15 protein-coding genes are annotated in these 23,488 nt (G+C 74.0%); 11 read left to right on the top strand and 4 right to left on the bottom strand.

Features of this window, described 5'->3' with window-relative positions; all coding sequences use genetic code 11:
* Positions 1–48: 48 nt before the first annotated feature.
* Positions 49–2,511: a SpoIIE family protein phosphatase gene (locus tag IE277_RS21965; protein WP_189954993.1), complete on the bottom strand. Its 2,463-nt coding sequence runs from the start codon at positions 2,509–2,511 to the stop codon at positions 49–51.
* A gap of 196 nt (positions 2,512–2,707) precedes the next feature.
* On the opposite strand from IE277_RS21965, the gene lanKC reads away from it, so the two are divergent.
* The 4 genes from lanKC (at position 2,708) to IE277_RS21945 (ending at position 9,150) form a co-directional block, all read left to right on the top strand.
* Complete coding sequence (gene lanKC / locus IE277_RS21960) at positions 2,708–5,353, top strand: class III lanthionine synthetase LanKC (RefSeq protein ID WP_189954991.1); 2,646 nt, start codon at positions 2,708–2,710, stop codon at positions 5,351–5,353.
* Positions 5,354–5,404: 51 nt separating this feature from the next.
* Positions 5,405–5,518: a SapB/AmfS family lanthipeptide gene (locus IE277_RS21955; protein ID WP_189954989.1), complete on the top strand. Its 114-nt coding sequence runs from the start codon at positions 5,405–5,407 to the stop codon at positions 5,516–5,518.
* Between the two features lie 99 nt (positions 5,519–5,617).
* Complete coding sequence (locus tag IE277_RS21950; protein ID WP_189954986.1) at positions 5,618–7,381, top strand: ATP-binding cassette domain-containing protein; 1,764 nt, start codon at positions 5,618–5,620, stop codon at positions 7,379–7,381.
* On the top strand, positions 7,381–9,150 hold the full coding sequence (locus IE277_RS21945) for an ATP-binding cassette domain-containing protein (protein ID WP_189954984.1): 1,770 nt from the start codon (positions 7,381–7,383) through the stop codon (positions 9,148–9,150). Before IE277_RS21950 ends, IE277_RS21945 begins: the two co-directional genes overlap by 1 nt.
* A gap of 37 nt (positions 9,151–9,187) precedes the next feature.
* Here IE277_RS21945 and IE277_RS21940 read toward each other — a convergent pair whose 3' ends face one another.
* The gene (locus IE277_RS21940) at positions 9,188–9,760 is read right to left on the bottom strand and encodes a response regulator transcription factor (RefSeq protein ID WP_308433409.1); all 573 of its coding nucleotides are present in this window, start codon (positions 9,758–9,760) and stop codon (positions 9,188–9,190) included.
* Between the two features lie 409 nt (positions 9,761–10,169).
* Here IE277_RS21940 and IE277_RS21935 point away from each other — a divergent pair, with 409 nt between their 5' ends.
* Positions 10,170–12,323, top strand: a complete 2,154-nt coding sequence (locus IE277_RS21935; RefSeq protein ID WP_373310844.1) for a SpoIIE family protein phosphatase — start codon at positions 10,170–10,172, stop codon at positions 12,321–12,323.
* A gap of 155 nt (positions 12,324–12,478) precedes the next feature.
* On the opposite strand, the gene IE277_RS21930 is transcribed toward IE277_RS21935, so the two are convergent.
* Entirely contained in the window at positions 12,479–13,900 is a 1,422-nt protein-coding gene (locus IE277_RS21930; RefSeq protein WP_189955270.1) for a S1 family peptidase, read from the bottom strand.
* A 199-nt stretch (positions 13,901–14,099) separates the two neighbouring features.
* Here IE277_RS21930 and IE277_RS21925 point away from each other — a divergent pair, with 199 nt between their 5' ends.
* From IE277_RS21925 to IE277_RS21905, 5 genes are all read left to right on the top strand, one after another.
* On the top strand, positions 14,100–14,513 hold the full coding sequence (locus IE277_RS21925; RefSeq protein ID WP_189954980.1) for a PaaI family thioesterase: 414 nt from the start codon (positions 14,100–14,102) through the stop codon (positions 14,511–14,513).
* A 454-nt stretch (positions 14,514–14,967) separates the two neighbouring features.
* Positions 14,968–15,183 carry a type A2 lantipeptide gene (locus tag IE277_RS21920; protein ID WP_189954978.1) on the top strand — a complete coding sequence of 72 codons (216 nt, stop codon included), beginning with the start codon at positions 14,968–14,970 and terminating at the stop codon, positions 15,181–15,183.
* 102 nt (positions 15,184–15,285) lie between these two features.
* Complete coding sequence (locus IE277_RS21915; RefSeq protein ID WP_189954976.1) at positions 15,286–16,092, top strand: HlyD family efflux transporter periplasmic adaptor subunit; 807 nt, start codon at positions 15,286–15,288, stop codon at positions 16,090–16,092.
* Complete coding sequence (locus IE277_RS21910) at positions 16,089–18,323, top strand: NHLP family bacteriocin export ABC transporter peptidase/permease/ATPase subunit (RefSeq protein ID WP_189954974.1); 2,235 nt, start codon at positions 16,089–16,091, stop codon at positions 18,321–18,323. The genes IE277_RS21915 and IE277_RS21910 overlap by 4 nt, the downstream gene beginning before the upstream one ends.
* 1 nt (position 18,324) lies before the next feature.
* Positions 18,325–21,186 (top strand): NHLP bacteriocin export ABC transporter permease/ATPase subunit, encoded by a 2,862-nt coding sequence (locus IE277_RS21905; protein ID WP_189954972.1) that lies wholly within the window; start codon positions 18,325–18,327, stop codon positions 21,184–21,186.
* Positions 21,187–21,219: 33 nt separating this feature from the next.
* On the opposite strand, the gene IE277_RS21900 is transcribed toward IE277_RS21905, so the two are convergent.
* Entirely contained in the window at positions 21,220–22,062 is an 843-nt protein-coding gene (locus IE277_RS21900; protein ID WP_189954970.1) for a YhjD/YihY/BrkB family envelope integrity protein, read from the bottom strand.
* A gap of 222 nt (positions 22,063–22,284) precedes the next feature.
* Here IE277_RS21900 and IE277_RS21895 point away from each other — a divergent pair, with 222 nt between their 5' ends.
* A complete protein-coding gene (locus IE277_RS21895; protein WP_189955268.1) occupies positions 22,285–23,331 on the top strand; it encodes an MGDG synthase family glycosyltransferase in 1,047 nt (348 codons plus the stop codon).
* The last annotated feature ends 157 nt before the right edge of the window (positions 23,332–23,488 follow it).

The following is a 23,488-nucleotide window of genomic DNA, read 5'->3' as shown; positions in this document are numbered from 1 at the left end:
ACGCACCCGTGTGGCCGTCAGCGACCGGGTACGCGCCGCACGCGGTGGTCAGGGGGCGAGGACGAGGTCCGCCCACACCTGTTTGCCGCCGCTGACCGGGAGTGTCCCCCAGGCGGCCGACACGGCCTCCACCAGGATGATGCCCCGGCCGCCGGTGGCCTCCCAGCCGATGCTGGTGGGTTTGACGGGGCTGCGCGGGGAGGCGTCGGCGACGGCGAGCCGCAGCCGGTGGTTGACCAGGCTCATGTCGAGCCGGACCTGTCCGTCGGTGTGCACGAGCGCGTTGGTGACGAGTTCGGAGACCACCAGCAGCGCCGCGTCCATGGTGTCCGGCGGGACGCCCCAGGTGCGCAGGGTGCGCCGGGTGAAGCGGCGGGCGTGCCGGGCCGCCTCCGGTACCCGCCACACCGTCCAGCTCTCGCGCAGCGGGTGTACGGCCATGCCGTCGTAGCGCATCAGCAGCAGGGCGACGTCGTCACCGCGGTGGGCGCCGGTGAGCAGGGCGTCGGCGACGAGCCCGAGATGCGCGGGGTCGGCGGCGGCCAGCTCGGCGGCGAGCCGGTCCATGCCGACGTCGAGGTCGGCGTCCGGCGACTCCACCAGCCCGTCGGTGGTCAGCGCGAGCACCGTGCCGGGCAGCAGCCGCAGCGGGGTCATCGGGAAGTCGGCCTGACCGAGCACACCGAGCGGCGGCCCGCCCTCGGCGCGGACGATCTCGGCGGTGCCGTCCGGGTGGCGCAGCACGGGCTGCAGATGTCCGGCCCGCACCACCCAGGCGGTGCCCTGCTCCATGTCGGCGTCGACATAGGTGCAGGTGGCGAACAGGTCGGTCTCCATGTCCAGCAGCAGCCGGTTGGCGTGGGCCACGACGACGTCCGGCGGGTGGCCCTCGGCGGCGTAGGCGCGCAGCGCGGTGCGCATCTGGCCCATCAGGGTGGCGGCGCCCGCGTTGTGGCCCTGTACGTCGCCGATGACGAGGGCGACGTGGTGGTCGGCGAGCGGGATCACGTCGTACCAGTCGCCGCCGACCTCCAGACCGGCCGTGGTCGGCAGGTACCGGGCGACGGCGACCGCGCCGGGCAGCCGGGGCAGCCGGCGCGGCAGCAGGGTGCGCTGGAGCATGCCGACGAGTTCGTGCTCGGCGTCGAAGGCGTGGGCGCGCAGCAGGGCCTGGCCGGCGAGGCCCGCGCAGGCGGTGAGCAGGGCGCGTTCGTCGGCGCCGAAGTCGTGCGGCTGGTCCCAGCCGATCAGACAGGCGCCGGCCGTCCGGCCGCCGGCGGGCAGCGGCAGTACGGCGAGGCCGCCGGGGCCGACCTCGGCGAGGGCAGGTTCCAGCGCGCTGCCGGCCGGCCAGATCCGGGCGCGGCCCTCGCGCAGCGCGACGGCCAGCGTGGGCATGGCGCGCACCGGCGCGTCCGGCCATTCGGTGCGCCACTCGCTGCGCCACAGATCGGGCCAGGCCTCGGGTCCGGGCGGGTCGAGGACGGTGACGACCAGCCGGTCGTTCTCCAGCTCGGCGAGCGCGATCCGGTCGGCCTGCAGCGGCCCGCGCAACGCGGCGACGACGGCCTTGCCGACGTCCTTGACGGTGCCCGCGACGGCGAGCGCGGCGGCCAGGCGCTGCACCCGGGCCACGTCGGTGACGTCGGAGCGCAGGGTGGAGGCGTCGGCGACGGTGCCGACGAGCCGGGCGGCACGGCCCTCGCCGCCGGCCAGCAGCCGGCCACGCAGCCGCAGCCATTTGGGCGGTCCTGAGGGCTGCCGGACACGGAACTCCAGCTCGCGGTCGCCGATGGACATGTGATCGGCCTCGACGACGGACATCAGCGCGGGCAGGTCCTCGGGCACGGTGAGCGCGAGCAGGGTCTCGACCCGGCCGTCGAAGGCGTCCCGGCCGAGCCCGAACAGCCGCAGGATGTCGTCGCCGACCTCGACCCGGCCGCTGTCCATCGCCAGGCTGAAGCCGTCCGGCGCCGACTCACCACCCTCGCCGGTGGGTGCGGCCGGGGCGGGGACGGCGATCGCGCGCGCGATCAGCTCCAGGCAGGCCCGGTCGTCGGGCCCGAACCCGCCGGGATGCTCGCTGACCGCCAGCAGACAGCCGCCGCCCGCCGCGCCGAGCGGCAGCACGGCCACGGAGAAGTCCAGGGACGGGGTGCGCCGTGCCTCGGGGCAGCTGGCCAGCTCCGCAGGGCCCAGCCGGCGCGGGCTCCCGGTGCGGTGGACCTCGGCGACCGGGGACGTACCGGCGGCCGGATAGCCGTCGCGCAGGCCGTACAGGGTGCGGGGCAGGCCCGCCGACTCGGCGAGGCGCAGCTGGGCGGGGTCGTCGCCGGGCGTGTACACCCCGGCGAAGGCCGCTCCCGCGAACACCAGCGCCTGTTCCAGGACCCGGCGGAGCCGGTCCGGCGCGGCGGGTGTCGCGGTGAGTGTGTCCAGGGCGGCTTCGGCACGCTCCGGCGCCGTCCGCGTTCCGCTGGTCGCAGCGCCCTCACTCACCACGTTCGCCATTACAGCGCGTACGGGGCCGCCGCGCAGCCCCTGCGGACGCTCCGGATGCCCCGGGACGGCCGGTTCGTTCGAAAGGCGCCGAACGCATCTTGACCCATGCGTTCCGCACGGTCTCCTCGTGACAGTCGTGACTGTCCGCGACCACCCGGCTGCTGCCAGTGTCTTCTCCGTTCACACGACGAGGGGCGGGAGCCGCATGGACAAGCGGTACGAGGTGTACGCGCTCGCCGACGGGCATTTCTACGACACGCCCGACCGGCTCCCGGGGACGTCCGGTGAGGCGGCACCCCTGTTCGAGACGGCGCGGCGCACCGTACCCGAGGGCTGGCAGTCGGCGCGCTCCGGCGACTGGCTGACGCTGACCCCGCCTGCCGCCGACGGCGCGCCGCTCGACGCGCCGGCGCAGGGCTGGAAGATCCATTCCTCGGCGACCGCCACGAACGCCGAACAGATCGCGGGCATCGTGTGGGACTACTGCGTGCCGCGCCGCATCCCCTTCAAGTTCGTGCCCGGTCCGCATCTGCTGCATCTGCGCAACGCCAAGTACGCGGGCCGCGACGCCAGCGGCAAGTTCGTCACGCTCTACCCCGCAGACGAGGAGCAGCTGCACCGGACGCTGTGTGAGCTGGGCGCGCTGCTGGAGGGTTTCGAGGGCCCGTACATCCTGACGGATCTGCGCTGGCACGACGGCCCGCTCTACGTCCGCTACGGCGCCTTCGCCCGCCGGTACGTCGTCGACGAGCGCGGTTCCCTGGTGCTCGCGGTCACCGACGGCACGGGGCAGCTGGTGCCGGACCGGCGGACCCCGACCTTCCAGGTGCCCGAGTGGGTGACGCTGCCGGAGTTCCTGAGACCGCAGCTGGAGGCACGCAACACCACGACGGTCGGCGACCTGCCGTACCGCATCGAGAAGGCGCTGCACTTCTCCAACGGCGGCGGGGTGTACGCCGGCACCGACACGCGCGACGGGCGGCGGGTGGTGCTGAAGGAGGCGCGCCCGCACGCGGGGCTCGCCGGCGACGGCGCGGACGCGGTGGCCCGGCTGGAACGCGAGAAGGCGGCGCTGGAACGGGTCGCCGGCACCGGTGTGGTGCCCGAGGTACGGGACTGGTTCACGCTCGGCGAGCACCGCTTCCTGGTCATGGACCACCTGGCGGGCCGTCCGCTGAACTCCTTCTTCGCCGAACGGCATCCGCTGCTCACGCCCGACCCCGACCCGGCGCGGATCGCCGCGTACACGGCGTGGGCGCTGCGGATCAACGCGGCGGTGGAGCGGGCGGTGGCCGCGGTGCACGAGCGCGGGCTGGTCTTCAACGACCTGCACGTCTTCAACATCATGGTGGGCGAGGACGACGAGTCCGTCTTCCTGGTCGACTTCGAGGCCGCCGCCCCCGCCGCGGCGCACGCCCGGCAGACCGTCGCCCACCCCGGTTTCTTCGCCCCGCCGGACCGCCGCGGCACCGACGTCGACCGCTATGCGCTGGCCTGTCTGCGGATCGCCCTGTTCCTGCCGGTGACCACGCTGTTCGTGGTGGACCGCGGCAAGGCCGCACATCTCGCCGAGGTGATCGCCGAGCAGTTCCCGGACGTGCCGCGGGCCTTCCTGGACGAGGCGGTCGCGGAGATCACCCGGGACGCCGCGGGCGGACGCCGCAGCCGGCCGGCCCCGCCGGTGGTGCCCGGCGACTGGCCCTACAGCCGGGACTCGATGGTGAAGGCGATCCTCGCCTCCGCCACACCCGAACGCGACGACCGGCTCTTCCCCGGTGACATCGTCCAGTTCTCGGACGGCGGCGGACTCGGTCTCGCGCACGGCGCGGCCGGGGTGCTGTACGCGCTCGAAGCGGCCGGGGCGGGCCGCTACGACGAGGGCGAGCGCTGGCTGCTCGACCGCACCGCGCCGCCCCCGCCCGGCACCCCGCTCGGCCTGTACGACGGCCTCGCGGGCGTCGCCCTGGTGCTCGATCGACTCGGCCACCGGCAGCGGGCGTTGGACCTGGTCGACGGCATCCTGCGGGAGAACTGGCGCCGGCTCGCCTCCGACCTGCACGGCGGACTCGCCGGGCTGGGCCTGGTCCTCGGCCGGCTCGCGGACACGACCGGCGAGCCCGCCCTTGGGCAACACGCCGAAGAGGCCGCCGACATCCTCGTACGCCGGCTCGGCGAACCGGTCCCGGACACCCCGCGCCGGCGCGCCGGACTGCTGCGCGGCGCGAGCGGGCCCGCGCTGTTCCTCCTGCGGCGCTACGAGCAGACCGGCGACGACCGCTGTCTGCGGGCGGCGCGCGAGGCGCTCCGCCGGGACCTGGACCGCTGTGTCATCCAGGAGGCGGGCGGCGGCCTGGAGGTGGACGAGGGCCGGCGGACGCTGCCCTATCTCGGCGACGGCAGCGCGGGGATCGGGCTGGTCCTCGACGACTATCTGGCGCTCAGCGGCTGTCTGGCGCTCGGCGACAGCGACGCGGCGGCACACGCCGACAGCGTGGACTTCGAGCGCGCCCGGACCGGCATCCTGACCGCCGCCACCTCCCGCTTCTACGCCCATCCCGGCCTCTTCCAGGGCCGCGCCGGACTGATCCTGCACCTCGCCCGCAGCTCGGCGCCGGGCGCCGGGCGGGAGCGGCTGGAGCAGCAGATCGCCGGGCTCGGCTGGCTCGCGATGGACTACCAGGGCCAACTGGCCTTCCCCGGGCACCAGATGATGCGGCTGTCGATGGACCTCGCCACCGGCACGGCCGGCTGCCTGCTCGCGCTCGCCGCGGCCCGCGACGGCACCGGCACCGCGCATCTGCCCTTCCTCCCGCCGCCACCGGCGGCCCCCGCACGCGGCTCCGCAAGCTGACGGAGTCGTGACACAACCCCGTCCCCGAATCCAAGGGAAAGGACCACGACCATGGCACTTCTCGACCTGCAGGCGCTGGAGTCCGACGAGCACAACGGCGGCGGCGCGAGCACGGTGAGCCTGCTCTCCTGCGTCTCCACGGTGAGCGTTCTGCTCTGTCTCTGACGGGGCCGGTGAGTCCACGGCTCCGGACGGCACCCCCCGTGTGGGCGGGGCCGTCCGGAGCCTTCCCGCGTCCGTCCGACCCGAGCGAGGCCACCGCCGATGAACTCCCGCCCCGACAGCGCCGGTTCGGTGTCCGGCCGGGCCCTGTCCCTCGCCTCGGCGCACGGCAGCGCCGCCCGCTGTGCGGCGCTGTGCGCCGTGAGCACGGCCGCCACGGCGGCCGGGCTGCTGCTGCCCGCCCTGCTCGGCCACACCCTGGACCTGCTGCTGAACCGCGCCCCGGCCGCCCGCTGGGTCGCCGGCTGTGCCGGCCTCGTCCTGCTGCTGGCCCTGCTGGACGGCTGCGCGGGCGTGCTCACCGGGCTCTGTGACGCACAGGCCACCGCGGGGCTGCGCCGCCGCCTCACCGGGCATGTGCTGGCGCTGGGGCCGCGTGCGGGGGCCCGGTTCGGCGCCGGGGACCTGGTGGCGCGGCTGGTCGGCAACGCCGCGCAGGCCGGGACGGCGCCGGGGGCGCTGGCCGCGCTGCTCGCCGCGCTCGCCGGGCCGGTCGGGGGTGTGGTGGCGCTCGGTCTCCTCGACCCGTGGCTGGCGGCCGTGTTCCTCGCCGGAGCGCCGGTCCTGGCGCTGCTGCTGCGCGCCTTCGCCCGGGACACCTCGGCGTGCGTGGCCGAATATCAGCGGGTGCAGGGCCGGATCGCCGGCGCGCTGGCGGAGGCGGTCGGCGGTTTCCGTACGATCCGGGCCGCGGGCGCCGAGGACCGGGAGACCGACCGGATCCTTGGGCCGCTGCCCGAACTGTCGCGCGCCGGGCACCGTATGTGGCGGGTGCAGGGCCGGGCCGCCGCGCAGGCCGTCACCGTGGCACCGCTGCTGAACCTGGGTGTGCTGGCGGTGGCCGGACTGCTGCTGGCCCGGCATCGCCTGTCGGTGGGCGATGTGCTGGCCGCCTCCCGGTACGCGGTGCTCGCCACGGGCATCGGCGCGCTCGTCGGGCAGCTGGCCGCGCTGGGCCGGGCCCGCGCGGCGGCGGGCCGGCTCGCCGAGGTGCTCGCCGAGCCGGCGCCCGGACACGGCACCGGTGGGCTGCCGCCCGGCAACGGCCTGCTGCAGCTGCGGGCGGTCACCGCACGGCGCGGCGGTCGCACCGTGCTGGACGGGGTCGACCTGACCGTCCCGGGCGGCACCACGCTGGCGGTCGTCGGCCGTTCCGGCGCCGGCAAGTCCCTCCTCGCCCAGCTCGCCGGCCGGCTCGCCGACCCCGACGCGGGTGAGGTCCTCCTCGACGGCGTCCCGCTGCGCGGCCTCGCCCACGCCGAGCTGCGCCGTGCCGTCGCCTATGCCTTCGAGCGCCCCGCCCTGCCGGGTACGACCATCGAGGACACCATCGCCTTCGGGCTCACGGCCGCCACACCGGACGCGGTCCGCGCCGCCGCCCGGCGCGCCCACGCCGACGACTTCGTACGCCGCCTCCCCGACGGCTACGCCACCCGCACCGCCGAGGCGCCCCGCTCCGGCGGCGAGTCCCAGCGTCTCGGCCTCGCCCGCGCCTTCGCCCACGGCGGCCGGCTGCTGATCCTCGACGACGCCCTGTCCAGTCTCGACACGGTCACCGAACACCGGATCACCGAGACCCTGCTGACCGCCGACACGGACCGCACCCGTCTGCTGATCGCCCACCGCGCGGCGACCGCGGCCCGCGCGGACCGGGTCGCCTGGCTGGACTCCGGCCGCGTCAGGGCGGTCGCCACGCATCAGGAGCTGTGGCGGGAGGCGGAGTACCGGGCGGTGTTCGGCGACGCGGAGGGGGCCACGAGCGACCTCGGGGCCGCCACCGGATCCGGGACGGAGGCGCGGGACTGATGCAGCGACCGACGGGAGGCAGGGCGGCGGGGGTGCCGCTGTGGCGGTGGGTGAGCGGGTTCCTGCGGGAGCGGTGGCGGGTGCTGCTGCGGCTCGGCGTGTGGTCCGTGCTGGAGGCGGGACAGACCTTCGTCGTCGGATATGCCCTGGCGCGGGCCCTGGACGCCGGGTTCCTGGCCGGGAACGCGCGGACCGGTCTGCTGTGGCTGGGGGCCGCGGGGGCGGCCGTGTGCGCCGGGGCCTACGGGACCGGGCGGGTGTACGGCGTCGTCGCCGCGCTGGTCGAGCCGGCCCGGGACCGGCTGGTGCGGACGGTGGTCGCGCGCGGGGTGCGGGAGGCGGACGCGGGTGCGCTGTCCGGCCTCACCCAGCAGGTGGAGATCGCCCGGGACACGCTCGCCGGTGTGGTGATGGTGACCCGTTCGTTCCTGTTCACCGCTGCCGGCGCCCTGATCGGCCTGTTCTCGCTGGACCCGCTGCTGCTCGTGGTCGTCCTGCCGCCGCTGCTCGCCGGGGTGGCCCTGTTCGCCGTGACGCTGCGGCCGCTGGCCCGCCGGCAGGAGGCGTTCCTCGCCGCCGACGAGGCGCTGGCCCAGGAACTGGGCGGGGTGCTGGAGGCGTTGCGGGACATCACCGCGTCCGGCGCCGAGGAGCGCGTCGCCGGCTCCGTCGGGCGGCGCACCGACGCGGAACTGCGGACCGCCCGCGCCCTGGCCCGCTGGAGCGCGGCCCGGGTGGCCGCCCTGGCGGTGGGCGGCGAGCTCCCGGCGGTGCTGCTGCTGGTCGCCGCGCCCTGGCTGCTCGGCCACGGTGTCACCCCGGGCGCCCTGGTCGGCGCGCTCGCCTACGTCACCCAGTCCCTCCTTCCGGCCCTGCACAACCTCGTCCACGGCCTGGGCACCAGCGGCTCCCGCCTGACGGTCGTACTGCGCCGGCTGACCCGCTCCGACTCCCGGCACCGGGAACAGCGACCGCCCCGGGGGGACGGGGAGCCGCGCCGTCGGCCGCACACCGCCCGCACCCGCCCGACGACCGCACCCCCCTCTCCCCCACCCGCCCTCTCCCTCACCTCGGTCACCTTCACCTACGGCCCCGGCGGCGAACCCGTCCTCGACGGCCTCGGCCTCACCCTCCCCCAAGGCGAGCACCTGGCCGTCGTAGGCCCCAGCGGGATCGGGAAGTCGACGCTCACCGGCCTGGTGGCCGGCCTGCTCACCCCTCAGCGCGGCACCGTCCTCGTGCACGGCCGCCCCGCCCCCGCGCCGGGGGCAACCGTGCTGATCCCGCAGGAGGCCTACGTCCACACCGGCACCCTGGCCGAGAACCTGGCCCTCTTCCGTGACGCTCCCGTCCCGGAGCCCGAGCTGCTGGCGGCCGCGGACGCGGTCGGGCTGACCCCGCTGCTGACCGCACTGGGCGGACCCGGCGCCACGGTGTCCCCGGCGGAGCTGTCCGCGGGCGAGCGGCAGCTGATCGCGCTGACCCGCGCCTATCTCTGCGCGGCCCCGCTGGCACTGCTGGACGAAGCGACCTGCCATCTCGACCCGGAGGCGGAAGCGCGCGCCGAGCGGGCCTTCGCGGCGCGTCCGGGCGGCACGCTGATCGTCGTCGCGCACCGCATCAGCTCAGCCCGGCGCGCCGGGCTGATCCTCGTCATGGACGGTGCCCGCACCACCTGTGGCACCCACGCCGAGCTGCTGCGCTCCTCGGCCCTGTACCGGGACCTGGCCGGCGCCTGGACACCCCGCCCGGCACCACTGCCCCGCTAGGGCCTGTCGTCAGGTCGCCTCACGTGTCCCTCGCCGCTCACACCCACCCCTCGCCCCGCGATATGCGGATCGCGTCGACGCGGTTGCGGGCGCCGGTCTTGCGGGTGATCGACGCCATGTAGTTGCGGACGGTGCCATGGGACAGATGCAGGCTGCCGGCGATCTCCGCGATGGACGCGCCCGCGGCCGCCAGGGACAGCACGCTCAGCTCGCGCCGGGTCAGCGGCATCTGGGCCGCCTTGAGGAACCCGAAGCCCAGCGACGCATCGACGAAACGTTCCCTCTTGGCGCCCGACCGAATGGCCCGCACCAGCCGGTCCGGCGATCCGGCCTTGTCGACGAAGCCGAGCGCACCCGCCTCCGCGGCCCGCTTGAGCAGGCCCGGCCGGTTCACCTGGGCCAGTACCACAAGCGCCGGCGGCCTGCCGCCGGTACCGGGCGGGCACAGATCGCCGAGCGGCGGCATCCCCTGGCCCTCGGCCCAGTCGAGGTCCGCCGCGCACACGTCCGGGCACGACGACCGCACCCGGGCGTCGGCATCCCGCCACGGCGTGTGGTCCACACACAGTCCCGGTTCTCCGCGCAGCCACTCCGCCAGGACCGATCTCATCAGACACGCGTCGTGCACCAGTAACACCCTGATCACTGCCCCGCCCCCTCGCATGGTCCCCCACGCCTGTTCCACGTCCTCGCCCACGCCGGCCCGGTCCGCGCCCTCGGCGCCCCTCGGCACCCCTCGCGGCCCGCCGCGTTCCGCACCCAAAGCGCGTGCCCATTCTTGGGTGCGGACACCGTCTGCGGGCGCGGAGATCCGGCCATCAGGGTGCGCGGGGGCGCACGCGAGGCGCCCGTACGCCGCCCACGCATCCGTTTCCCGGGCATGGCGCGGGCCGACGCGGGTACCGGGAGGGCGTCCCGCCAGGTGGGGCCGGGCGCCCGGAGCGGACCGCTCGCCGTGCGCGGCGCGCTCCCACGAGGGAATGTTGTGCCCAGGATGCGCGACGCGGCCGGGCGAGGAGGTGGTCGCCGTGTCCGACGGGCCGGGACCGGAACCCGCACCGGTGGCCGACAGGGCACCCCCCGCCCTGCCGACGCTGTCGCTGGCGCTGGTCGCGATGATGCACGAGGTGCACGCGCACTCCGGCGCGGTGTATCTGCTCAGGTCCGACGAACCGGTCCTGGAGATGGCCGTGCACGCCGGCATGCCCCGGGCGTTCGCGGCACCGTGGGAGCGGGTCGGGCTCAGCGCCCCGATCCCGGTCGCCGACGCGGCACGCGAGCGGCGGCTGGTGTGGGTGGGCGGCGAGGAGGCGATGGCCCGCTGCTATCCGCGGATCGCGGTGGTGCTGCCCTACCCGTTCGCGCTGGCCGCGCTGCCCGTGGCGACGGAGCAGCGGGTGTACGGCGCGGTGTTCGTGACCTGGCCCGGCGCGCATCCGCCGGAGCTGTCCGACGCGGAGCGCGACCAGCTGTGGGCGGCCTGCGACCGGCTCGCGCTGCGGCTGGAGCGGGGCGCGTGGGAGGAGGGGCCCCTCTCCGGGCACGAGGGCGACATGGTCGCGACCCCGCTGGGCGGTGTGGCCGACACGCTGGGCTCGGTGGAGGCGGCGCGGATGGTGTCCCGGCTGCCGTACGGGCTGGTGTCGCTGGATCTGCACGGCCGGATCGGGTTCGTCAACGCGGCCGCCGCCGAGCTGCTCGGCCGGCCCGCCCGGGAGCTGCTCGGCACCCAGCCGTGGGTGTCGGTGCCCTGGCTGAACGACCCGATGTACGAGGACCGTTACCGGGGCGCGCTGCTCAGCCAGCAGATGACGTCGTTCGTGGCGCTGCGCCCGCCCGGCGAGTGGCTGTCGTTCCGGATGTATCCGAGTACGACCGGGCTGAGCATGCGGATCAGCCGGGCGCGGGCGGTGGCCGAGATCGCGCGCGGGGCGCGGCAGCCGGACGTGGCCCCGTCCCGGCTGGTGACCATCTCGCAGGTGCTGGGGCTCGCGGGCGCGCTGACCGAGGCGGTCGGGGTGCGGGACGTGGTGCAGCTGGTCTGGGACGAGGTGGCCGCGGCGGTCGGCAGCCAGGCGATGGTGATCCTCGGCACGCAGGGCGGACGGCTGCATGTGCTGGGGCATCGCGGGTACGCCGATCCGCACACCGTGGAGCGGTTCCACGGGCTGGCGCTGAGCGAGCGGACCCCCGGCACCCATGCGCTCAACAGCGGGGTGCCGGCGTTCTTCGACTCCCGGGACGAGCTGGAACGGCTGTATCCGAGCCGGAACGAGAGCCCGGACGGCTTCGCGGCCTGGGCGTATCTGCCGCTGATCGCGTCGGGGCGGCCGGTGGGCACCTGTGTGCTGGCCTACGCCGAGCCGCATGTGTTCCCGGCGGACGAGCGGGCCGTGCTGACGTCCCTCGGCGGGCTGATCGCGCAGGCGCTGGAGCGGGCCCAGCTCTACGACGCCAAGCACCGGCTCGCGCACGGGCTCCAGCAGGCCCTGCTGCCGCACTCCCTGGCGCCGCCGCCCGGCATCGAGGCGGCCGCCCGCTATCTGCCGGCCACCCATGGCATGGACATCGGCGGCGACTTCTACGACCTGGTGCCGACACTGCCGCTGACGGCGGCGGTGATCGGGGACGTCCAGGGCCACAATGTGACCGCGGCGGGCCTGATGGGGCAGATCCGCACCGGAGTACGGGCCTACACCACCGTCGGGCAGGCGCCGCACGAGGTGATGCGCAGCACCAACCGGCTGCTGATCGACCTCGGCACCGAGCTGTTCGCGAGCTGTCTGTATCTGCGGCTGGACCCGGCGCGCGGGCGGGCCGTCATGGCGCGGGCGGGACATCCGCCGCCGCTGCTGAGACGACCGGACGGCCGGGTCCGGGTGCTGGACCTGGCGGGCGGGCCGCTGCTCGGGATCGACGCGGGTGCGGTGTATCCGACGACCGAGGTGTCCCTCGCGCCCGGATCGGTCCTCGTCCTGTACACCGACGGGCTGGTGGAGGCGCCCCGCATCGACATCGAGGACGCGCTGGTCGGCCTCGGCGGGCTGCTGTCGGAGATCGGCGACCAGCCGTTGGAGCGGCTGGCGGACGAACTCGTCCGGCACAGCGCGGCGGCACAGGAGCGGGTGGACGATGTGGCGGTGCTGCTGCTGCGGGCGCGTGAGCCCGCCTGACGGAGTGCGGCCGGCGGGCGTGTGAGCCCGCCTGACGGGGTGCGGCCGCCCGGGTGACGGCCGTCGCGCGACGGTCCGGCCCTCCCGCCGGAGAGCCGGACCGTGACCCCGCCGGCCGCAACCGCGGGTGAGGCCGGCCGGGGAGTCGCGAAGGCTCAGTTCGAGCCGGTCAGGGACGAGCCGTCGTTCGCGGAGCCGCTGCCGGACGACGGGTCGCCGCCGCTGCCTGCCGGGTCGCTCGCGCCGGCTCCGGTGCCGGACTGGTCACCGGCGCCGGAGGGGTCGCTCGCCGAAGCGGACGGGTCGGCGGAGCCGCCGATCTGGTCGCCGCCCGCGCCGGACTGGTCACCGGCGCCGGAGGGGTCGCTCGCGGAGGCCGACGGGGCGGCGGAGCCGGACTGGCCGCCCGCGCCGTTGCCGCCGCTGCCTCCATTGCCTCCGTTGCCGAGGGTGGCGCCGGTGGCCTGCAGAGCGGCGGTGACCGGCTGGAAGAACGTCTCGCCGCCGCTGGTGCAGTCGCCGCTGCCGCCGGAGGTGAGGCCGACGGCGCTGCCGTCCTGGGTGAACAGGGAGCCGCCGCTGTCGCCGGCCTCGGCGCAGACGTTGGTCTGGATGAGGCCGTTGACGGTGTCGGTGCCGCCGGGGTTGGTCTCGCTCTGGAAGTTGACGGTGGCGTCGAGGCCGGTGACCTGCCCGTTGTGCAGACCGGTGGTGGAGCCCATGCGGAACACGGTCTCGCCGACGGTGGCGTCCGCGGCCTGGGTGATCTGCACGGTCTGGCCGTTGCCGGCGTTGACCTCGCTGGGCGCCTGGGTGTTGGGGTCGGTGTACTTGACGAGCGAGAAGTCGTTGCCGGGGAACTTGGCCTGGTCGACGGAGGCGATGGGCTGGCCGTTCTGGGAGTCGGACCAGTCCTTGGCGGCGACCCCGCAGTGACCGGCCGTCAGGAAGGCGGGGCTGCCGTCGGAGGCGGTGACGTTGAAGCCGAGCGAGCAGCGCACGCCGCCCGCTTGCGTTTGGGAGAAGATGGCGTCGCCGCCCGAGACGAAGGTCTTGAAGCTGCCGGCCGACTTCTTCAGGGTCGCCATGCCGGTGCCGAGGCTCTGCACGGTCGACTGCAGTCTGTTCCACTTGGCGCCGGTGACGGTGGAGTCGGCGGTGACGAGGACCTTGTCGGTGCGCGGGTCGACGGCCCAGGAGGTGCCGGGGATCGTCGCCTTGGTCTTCAGCGTGCCGGCCGCGGCCTTGAGGGCGCGGGTGCTGTTCTGCACCTCGCGCACGACAGCGCCCGCGTTCTTGGCCTGGGCGATCGCATTCTGGTCGCCGTCGGCCGCATTGACGACGAGTTGCTGCTTGGCGCTGTCGTAGTACGACCCGGCGAAGGCGTCACCGAGGATCTTCTGGACCTGGGCGGCGACACCGGAGGCCTGGGTGGCCTTGAGCGTCTTGACGCCGCCGGTCCCCGCCGCGTTCATGTCGTTCTTGTCCTGCGAGGCGTTGGCGTTCGGCAGCAGGAGTGCCGCCGCTCCGAGCGCCGCGACACCGCCCACCGCTATCGCGGCCTTGCGCTTGGGCATTCGCTTGTGACTCAACTTCTTGACCTCCTGGGGACGAGGGGCTGCCGCTGACGGGCAGTGCGTTTCCGGGGCGCCTGGATGGCCGTAGGTACGCACCCGCCGCGTGGTGCGTTCAATTCCGTTTCCGGGCGGCCCCGCCGGGCGGGCGAATCGGTCAGGCCACGCGTGTCGCGCGGGGCGGCCGGGAACTGTCCCCCCTATGACGATGACTCCCGCCGAGGCCGACAAGATCCTGTCCGCCAACTTCGCCCCCTGGGTGCTCGATCTCGCGCTGCGGGTGGAGGCCGTGGGCGAGGACCGGGCCGTCTTGCTGCTGCCGTGGTCACAGCGGTTGGCCCGGGAGGGCGGCGGGCTGTCGGGGCAGGCGCTGATGGCGGCCGCCGACACGGCCACGGTGATCGCGGTGTCCGCCGCGCGGGGCGGCTTCGTGCCGATGACGACGGTGCAGCAGTCGACGTCGTTCCAGCGCGCGGTGACCGGCGCGGATGTCCGGATCGAAGCGGTCCTGACGAAACTCGGCCGGCGTACGGCGTTCGCCGACATCACCCTGAGCGACACCGGCTCGGGGGCGCTCGCGGCCCGGGCGAGCACGGTCTATGCGATTCTGGGCTGACACGGAACGCTACCGATCAGTAACGGTCCGTTCCCGGCACGATGCGGAATCTCTGCTTCAGGGAATCTGCACATTGAATACTCAACCAAGTCACTGTCGACCGAGGATCTGCACAATCGCGCGCCCCCCGGCACTCCTTTGGCGAGGAGTGCCGGATTCGCCGCCCGGCGGGCAAGGGGCCGGACGCGCCGATGCCGTGCCGCATGTGAAGGAGTCGCCGACGTGACGTGCGCACGCCTGCACGGATGCCTCCTTTCCTGAGCCAAGTGCCCAGGTGAGAGGCCTGGTTGATTGGAAGCCCGCCCCGGCTGCGTGCTTTGATCCATCGCACCGCGGGGGTCGCGCCGGGCTCCCGGAGACGGGGCCCGGCGCCCGCGGTCGGCGGCCGTCCGTCTGTCCCCAGAGGGGGCCGCTCCCCCCTTGTGAAATATCCATTAGGAAGGGAAGTTCCATCATGAACTCCACCCCCCAGGTTGAGACCGTCGAGATCTCGGACGCCGAGCTGGACAACGTCTCCGGCGGTCTGTCCGTGAACGCCCTCAACACCGTGACCGGCGCCGTCAACGGCATCGCCCCGGTTTCCGGCCTGGTCAACACCGCTGTCGGCACCGTCGAGGGTGTCACCGGTCTGAACGTTCAGCCGGTCACCGACCTGGTCGCCGGTCTCTGATCGCGGCTTGTCGCACACGGAAGTCCCGGAGTCGTATCCCGACTCCGGGGCTCTCGGATGCCCAGAAACACCAGCGTCTCTCCCACAGGTGAGGGAAGTTCCGTGCAGTTCCGCCAACAGGCCCTCGCCAAGCTCCAGTCACCGGAAGAGCTGGACCTCCCGGTGCGTCTGGCCCGCCCCCAGGGCTGGCTCGCCCTGGGCGTCACCGTCGTCGTCATGGCGGCGGCCTCCGTCTGGGCGGTGACCGGTTCGGTCGCCTCCACCGTGGGCGCACCGGCCATCCTCACCCACGGGCAGGGCAGCTATCTGCTGCAGAGCCCGGTGTCCGGCCAGGTCACGGCCGTCCTCGCCCGGCAGGGCGAACAGCTGCGCGCCGACGCTCCCGTGCTCAAGGTCCGTACCGCTCAAGGCGATTCGGTGGTCCGCACGGTCGCCGCGGGCCGCGTGACCGCGCTCGCCGCCACGATCGGGCAGATCATCCAGACGGGCACCGACGTCGCCTCCGTGGAGAAGGTCGCCAACGCCTCCGATCCGCTGTACGCGACCGTGTATGTGCCCGCCGAGAACGCCGCCGACATCCCGGCGCACGCCTCCGTCGACCTCACCGTCTCCTCGGTACCGACACAGACGTACGGGGTGCTGCGCGGCCGGGTGAAGTCGGTGGACCGCACCGCGCAGTCCGCGCAGTCGATCTCCGCGTTCCTCGGCGACAGCCAGCTCGGCGAGCAGTTCACCCACAAGGGCCGACCGGTCGCCGTACTCGTCGCGCTCGACCCGTCGAGGACGACGAAGAGCGGCTACCGCTGGTCCACCAGCGACGGACCGCCCTTCCGGCTCGACTCCATGACGCTCGCCTCCGGTTCGATCAAGCTGGCCGACCAGCACCCCGTCGATTGGCTGCTCCCGTGACCGCCCAGACCGAAGGCACCCGGGGTACCCACGGCCGCAGACGCGCGGCGCCCGCCAAACGGCCGGTCCCCAAGCCCCGCGGCGGCACGGTCCGTACCCCCACCGTCCTGCAGATGGAGGCCGTCGAGTGCGGCGCCGCCTCCCTCGCCATGGTCCTCGGCCACTACGGCCGGCACATCCCGCTGGAGGAGCTGCGCATCGCCTGCGGTGTCTCCCGCGACGGCTCACGCGCCTCCAACCTGCTGAAGGCGGCCCGCAGTTACGGGCTGACCGCCAAGGGCATGCAGATGGACCTGGCCGCCCTCGCCGAGGTGCGGGCACCGGCCATCCTGTTCTGGGAGTTCAACCACTACGTCGTCTACGACGGCATGGGCCGCCGCTTCGGCCGGCGCGGCGTCTACATCAACGACCCCGCCAAGGGCCGACGGTTCGTGCCGATGGAGGAGTTCGACGGCAGCTTCACCGGTGTGGTGCTGGTGCTGGAGCCGGGCGACGGCTTCACCAAGGGCGGCCGCAGACCGGGCGTGCTCGGCGCGATGCCGGCCCGGCTGCGCGGCACCGCCGGCACCCTGCCCGCCGCCGTCCTGGCCAGCCTGCTGCTGGTCGCGGTCGGCGCCGCCGTGCCCGCGCTCAGCCGCACCTACATCGACAAGTTCCTCATCGGCGGCCAGACCTCGCTGCTGGGTGTGCTGTTCGCCTCGATGGGCACCTGTGTGCTGCTCACCCTGGTGCTGACCTGGCTCCAGCAGGCCAACCTGCTGCACGGCCGGATCATCTCCTCCACCCTCTCCAGCGCCCGCTTCCTGCGCCATCTGCTGCGGCTGCCGGTGACGTTCTTCGCCCAGCGCTCCCCCGCCGACCTGGTGCAACGGCTGCAGTCCAACGACCAGGTCGCCGAGACTTTGGCCCGCGACCTCGCGGCGGCGGGCGTGGACGCGATCGTCGTCGTGCTGTACGCCGTGCTGCTCTACACCTACGACCCGCAGCTCACCTTCGTCGGCATCGGCGTGGCCCTGCTCAACGTGGTCGCCATGCGGCTGGTCGTCAAGCTGCGCGCGACCCGTACGGCGAAGCTGCGCGCGGACACGGCACGGCTGACGAACACCTCGTACACCGGTCTTCAGCTGATCGAGACGATGAAGGCGACCGGCGGTGAGGACGGCTACTTCCGCAAGTGGGCCGGGCAGCACGCCACCACCCTGGAGGAGCAGCAGCGGCTCGGGGTGCCGAGCGCCTGGCTCGGGGTGGTCGCGCCGACCCTCGCCACGTTCAACAGCGCGCTGATCCTGTGGATCGGCGGCCTGCGCGCCGTCGAGGGCCATATCTCGGTCGGTCTGCTGGTCGCCTTCCAGGCGCTGGTCACCCGCTTCACCGCGCCGCTGACCCGGCTGAACGGCGTGGCGGGCCGCATCCAGGACTTCGCGGCCGACGTGGCCCGGCTGAAGGACGTGGAGAACTTCCAGGCCGACCCGCTCTACGCCCGCCCGGGCGGCGGCGATTCCACCCGCCGGCTGCACGGGCACGTCGAACTGGAGAACGTCACCTTCGGCTACAGCCCGCTGGACAAGCCGCTGCTCACCGGCTTCGACCTGACCGTGGGTCCCGGGCAGCAGGTGGCGCTGGTGGGCGGCTCCGGCAGCGGCAAGTCGACGGTGTCCCGGCTGATCTCGGGCCTGTACACACCGTGGGACGGGGTGATCCGCATCGACGACCGCCGTCTGGAGGACATTCCGCGCGGCGCGCTCGCCGCCTCCGTCTCCTTCGTCGACCAGGACGTGTTCCTCTTCGAGGGCTCGGTCCGGGACAACGTGGCCCTGTGGGATCCCTCGATCCCGGACGAGGCCGTGGTGGAGGCGCTGAAGGACGCGGCCCTGTACGACGTGGTGATGCGCCGGCCCGGCGGCATCCACAGCAAGGTCGAGCAGGACGGCCACAACTTCTCCGGCGGCCAGCGCCAGCGCCTGGAGATCGCGCGGGCGCTGGTGCGCCGGCCGAGCATCCTGGTGCTGGACGAGGTGACCAGCGCGCTGGACGCGGAGACCGAACTGGTCGTGATGGACAACCTGCGCCGGCGCGGCTGCGCCTGTGTGGTGATCGCGCACCGGCTGAGCACCGTCCGCGACAGCGACGAGATCGTGGTGCTCCAGCACGGCACGGTCGTCGAGCGCGGACGGCACGAGGAGCTGGTGGCGCACGGTGGTGCGTACGCCGCGCTGGTCAGGGAGCGATGAGATGACGACTGTGCAGGAGGGGTACGACGGCGACCTCGTCCTCGGCGCGCTCGGCTCGCTGGGCACGCGCGTGGACTGCGCCGGTTTCAACCGCCTGGACCTCGAAGGCCCGCAGGTGCTGTGGCTGGTCGCGGCCGGCGCCCTGGACCTGTTCGCGGTGGACGCCGTCCAGCAGGGCCACTGGCACCACCTGGGCCGGCTGGAGGCGGGCGCGCTGCTGCTCGGCCCGGTCGCCGGCCCCCAGCACACCCTGGTGGCCCGCCCGGTGCGGGACTGCGTGGTGCACCGGATCGACCTGCGCGAGCTGTACCAGCCCGCCCACACCCAGACCTGGTCGTACGACGAGTACGGCAACCCCCAGTACGTACCGCCCGCCACCAGCCCGCTGGAGTACGCGGTCGCCCTCGGCGTCGGCCGCGGCCTGTCCGTCCTGTTCCAGGCCCCCATGGCCGAGGAGCGGGCCGCCACGCATGGGGGTCCCCCCGCGCGAGCTCATTCGAGCATGGGGGAGGACGACGACGTGTTCTGGATGCAGGTGCCGCCGGGCAGCGTCCAGTACGGCTCGCTGTACGGCGCGGAGGCCGCCGCCGATCTGCTGATGGACCCGGCGCTGTGGCAGTCCATGGTCGATCAGCAGTACCGGCTGCTGACCGCGCTGGACCGATGGATCGAGCAGCTGGAACGCACCCACGAGAACCGCGCGGCCGCTGGCATCAAGGCCGGTGAGGCCGTGCGCGCCCAGGCCGACCGGACCCTGCTGGCCTCCATCGGCAAGCGCTCGGACCGCCGGACCACGACCGCCGACGCCGACGCCGGCTACGCGGCCTGCAAGCTGGTCGCCGAGGCGGCCGGGATCACCCTGGCGGAGCCCGCGCAGAGCGGCACCGAGAGCGAACGCCTCGACCCGGTCGAACGCGTGGCGCTCGCCTCCCGGGTACGCACCCGGGCCGTACGGCTGCAGGGGCGCTGGTGGCGGGAGAACGTGGGCCCGCTGGTCGGGCACCGGGCGCTGTCCGGGGCACCGGTCGCGCTGCTGTGGCGGCGCGGCGGGTATGTCGCCGTACACCCCGGGACGGGGCGCGAGACACCGATCGAGAAGGCGAACGCGGAGGAGTTCGAGCCACGGGCGGTCATGTTCTACCGGCCGCTGCCCGACAAGGCGCTCTCGCCGCTCGGACTGCTCCGGTTCAGCCTGTCCGGCACCCGCGGCGACCTGGTCGCCCTGCTGCTGGCGGGCCTGGTCACGGTGGTCATCGGCGCGCTCGTGCCGGTCGCCACGGGCAAGGTGCTCGGCGAGTTCGTGCCGAGGGCGCAGGAGGGCCTGATCGTCCAGGTGTGCCTGGCCGTGATGGTGAGCGGGGTGGTGGCGGCGGCCTTCACGCTGCTGGAGAACCTGTCCATCCTGCGCCTGGAGGGCCGGATCGAGGCCGCGCTGCAGCCCGCCGTGTGGGACCGGCTGCTCAGACTGCCCACCCGGTTCTTCACCCAGCGCTCCACCGGTGAACTCGCCAGCGCCGCCATGGGCATCAGCGCGATCCGCCGGCTGCTGGCGGGCGTCGGACCGGTGGTCGCGCAGTCCGTGACGGTCGGCGCGATGAACCTCGGCCTGCTGTTCTGGTACAGCCCCTCGATGGCCACGGCGGCCATCGGCATGCTCGTCGTGATCGCGGCGGTGTTCCTGGGACTCGGGCTGTGGCAGGTGCGCTGGCAGCGGAAGCTGACGGTGCTCGGCAACAAGCTGAACAACCGGGCCTTCCAGACCCTGCGCGGGCTGCCCAAGCTGCGGGTGGCGGCGGCCGAGAACTACGCCTACGCGGCCTGGGCACGCGAGTTCGCGCACAGCCGGGAGCTGCAGCAGAAGGTCGGCCGGATCAAGAACCTCACCACGGTGCTCGGCGGAATCTATCTGCCCGTGTGCACGCTGCTGATGTTCATGCTGCTCGCGGGCCCGGCGAGGGGCGCGATGTCGGCGGCCGACTTCCTCACCTTCAACACCTCGGTGACGATGGTGCTGACCTCGGTCACCCAGCTGACCGGCTCCTTCGTCTCGGCGGTGGCCGCGCTGCCGCTGTTCGAGGAGATCAAGCCGGTCTTCGAGGCGACGCCCGAGGTGCGCACGTCCAGCACCCGGCCGGGCCCGCTGTCGGGTGCGATCGAGGCCCGCCGGCTCTCCTTCCGGTACGCCGACGACGGTCCGCTCGTCCTGGACGACGTGTCCTTCGCCATCCGGCCGGGCGAGTTCGTCGCGGTGGTCGGGCCGAGCGGCTGCGGCAAGTCCACGCTGCTCAGACTGCTCATCGGCTTCGACAAGCCGGTCTCCGGCAGTGTCCTGTACGACGGCCAGGACCTCGCGGCGCTCGACCAGTCGGCCGTCCGCCGCCAGTGCGGAGTGGTACTCCAGCACGCGCAGCCGTTCACCGGCTCCATCCTTGACGTCATCTGCGGCACCGAGCCGTACACGCCGGAGGAGGCGATGGCGGCGGCCGAGATGGCGGGGCTCGCGGAGGACATCAAGCGGATGCCGATGGGCCTGCACACGATCGTGGCCGGCAACGGGGCGATCTCCGGCGGTCAGCGCCAGCGTCTGATGATCGCCCAGGCCCTGATCCGGCGCCCGCGCATCCTGTTCTTCGACGAGGCCACCAGCGCCCTGGACAACGACACCCAGCGCATCGTCATCGACAGCACACGCAAGCTGAACGCCACCCGCGTCGTCATCGCGCACCGGCTGTCGACGGTGCTGGACGCCGACCGGGTGATCGTGATGGAGGACGGCAAGGTCGTCCAGCACGGCACCCCGGCCGAGCTGCTCGCCGACACCACCGGCCGGCTGCACGAGCTGGTGCGCCGGCAGCTGACGTAGCGTCCGTGGGCGTGACGTAGCGTCCGCAGGCGTTCAGTACTTTCCCCGGCCGGGCGGTGGTGTCTCCTCGCCCCGGTCCTCCTTGCTCCGGTGGTGGGCCGGCATCCAGTGGTGCTCGGTGAACCAGCGGCCGAACAGGGCGCCGCCGTAGATGACGAACCCGACGCCGATGAGCCACGACTCGACCACGAGCACGGTGCCGACCGCGCCGTAGCTGAGCGCGTTGGTGACGATGAGCGGGGTGAAGACGAGATAGGAGAAGGCCCGCAGGCCGGCCAGGCCGAGGATGGTGGCGAGCGCGCCCGGCAGCAGGGCACGCCAGCGGACCTGGCCGCCCAGCAGGAAGTGCTGCCCCCACCAGAAGAAGACGATGCCGCTCACCGTGGACAGCGCGATCCGCTGGCCCCCGTGCAGCGCGGCCTTGGTCGCCACCTCCTGGTAGAGGTAGGCGGTGAGCATCACCAGCCAGGTCGCCTGCCGCCACACCCGGTGCCAAGGGCCGGAGGCCATGCCCCAGATGCGTTCGTAGGCGTTCTGCACACTGCCGCCGAAGGCCACGCCGAAGACGGCCAGCAGGACAGCGCTCCAGACGCTGGTGGTGCCGATGACGTTGCGCGGCGGGCTGACGACGTCGGTGATCACATGCGCGGACCGGCCGGACAGCCCCATGCCGTCGGTGAGCCACGAGGCGAAGCCGCCCCGCACCAGCGGATCGGCGGCGGCGACCACGATCAGCAGCGGTGCGAGCGTCACCAGCGCCAGGGTGGCGAACCCCATGGCCCGGTGCATCAGTTCCAGCTCGCGGCCGTGTTCGAGTAGGGCCCCGGCCCTGAGCCACTCCCAGGCGCGGTGCAGGCCGCGCCGCCACCGCCTCACGGCTCCTCCCAGGCTCTCACCGCCCACACGCTCTCCTGAGCCGATTCATCCACCCCGGGGCGCTCCGGGCAACTCGCGCCGATGCCGTGCCGGGGTGACACGGCCGCGCTGTGAGGGGGACCGCGGGCCGCGCGCACCGGAGAATCGGACGCCGTGCGTACTTCTGCCGAGGTGCCCTCCCCGCAGCGCGGCCGGCGGCGGCCGCTGATCCTCAGCGCGGGCATGGGCGCCGGTCATGACACCGTGGCCGCCGAACTGGCGCGCCGGGCGGCGGCCAGCGGACACGAGCCGCAGGTGGCCGACGTCCTGCGGCTGCTGCCGTACGGCCTGGGCGGCGGGCTGCGCCGCTCCTACCAGGCGTCGGTCCGGCACGCCCCGTGGGCGTACGCAGGTGTCTACGCCGCGTTCCTGCGCGCCGGCGGCGGGCCGCGCCCGAGCGGGGTGCCGCTGGCCCGGCTCGCCGCGGACCGGCTCATGGACCTCGTGGAGCGGGTGGACGCCGATGTGGTGGTGTCCGTCTTCCATCTGGCCGCGCAGCTCACCGGCCACCTCAGGGCGCGGGGCCGGCTGCGGGTGCCGAGCACCGTCTTCCTCGTCGACTTCGCCGTGCACCGGCAGTGGCTGCATCCGGGCAACGACCGGTACCTGTGCCTCACGGCCGGGGCGGCGGCCGAGGTACGCGCGGCCCTGGGCACGCCGGTGGTGACGACCGGTCCGGCCGTGGCGCCGGAGTTCCTGGTACCGGCCGCGGGGGCGGCCGGGTGGCGGCAGCGCCTCGCCGGGTGGGCGCCCGGCCGGCCGCCGGTCGTGCTCTCCGCCGGCGCCTGGGGTGCCGCGTCCCGCCCGGACGCCACCGCCCGGCTGCTGAGCGGGGCGGGCTGGCTGCCGGTGGTGCTGTGCGGTCGCAACGCGCGGCTGCGCGAGCGGGTGTCCCGGGTGCCCGGGACGCTCGCCCTGGACTGGGTCGAGGACATGCCCGGACTGCTGTCCGCCGCGTACGCGCTGGTCGACAACGCGGCCGGGCAGACCGCCGTACAGGCCCTGGCGGCGGGGCTGCCCGTGATCGGGTACCGCCCACTGCCCGGCCACGGGCTGGACGGCGTCCGGCGGATGGCCGCGCTCGGCGTCTCGGAACTGGCCCCGGACGCGCCCGGCCTGCTCACGGCGCTCGGCAGGCTCACGGAGGACGGCCGCGAGCGCTCGGCACAGGTGGCCCGAGGCCACGCACTGTTCCGGTCCGACCCGATCACATCCGTGGCCGGGCTCTGACCCGAACCGCAGGAGCCGGGTCTGACCCGGACGTAGGAGCCGGATCCCGCCCCAGACGCATGGGCCGGGCTCTGACGCGGACACAGGAGCCGGATCAGGCCCGGACGCAGAGGCCGGGCTCTGGCCCGGACGCAGAGGCCGGGCTCTGGCCCGGACG

Origin of the sequence: Streptomyces alanosinicus (genome assembly GCF_014650595.1) — a bacterium.
Lineage (GTDB): Bacteria > Actinomycetota > Actinomycetes > Streptomycetales > Streptomycetaceae > Streptomyces > Streptomyces alanosinicus.
The sequence above is the reverse complement of the archived record's forward strand: the minus strand, read 5'-3'. Positions and strand labels throughout refer to the sequence as shown.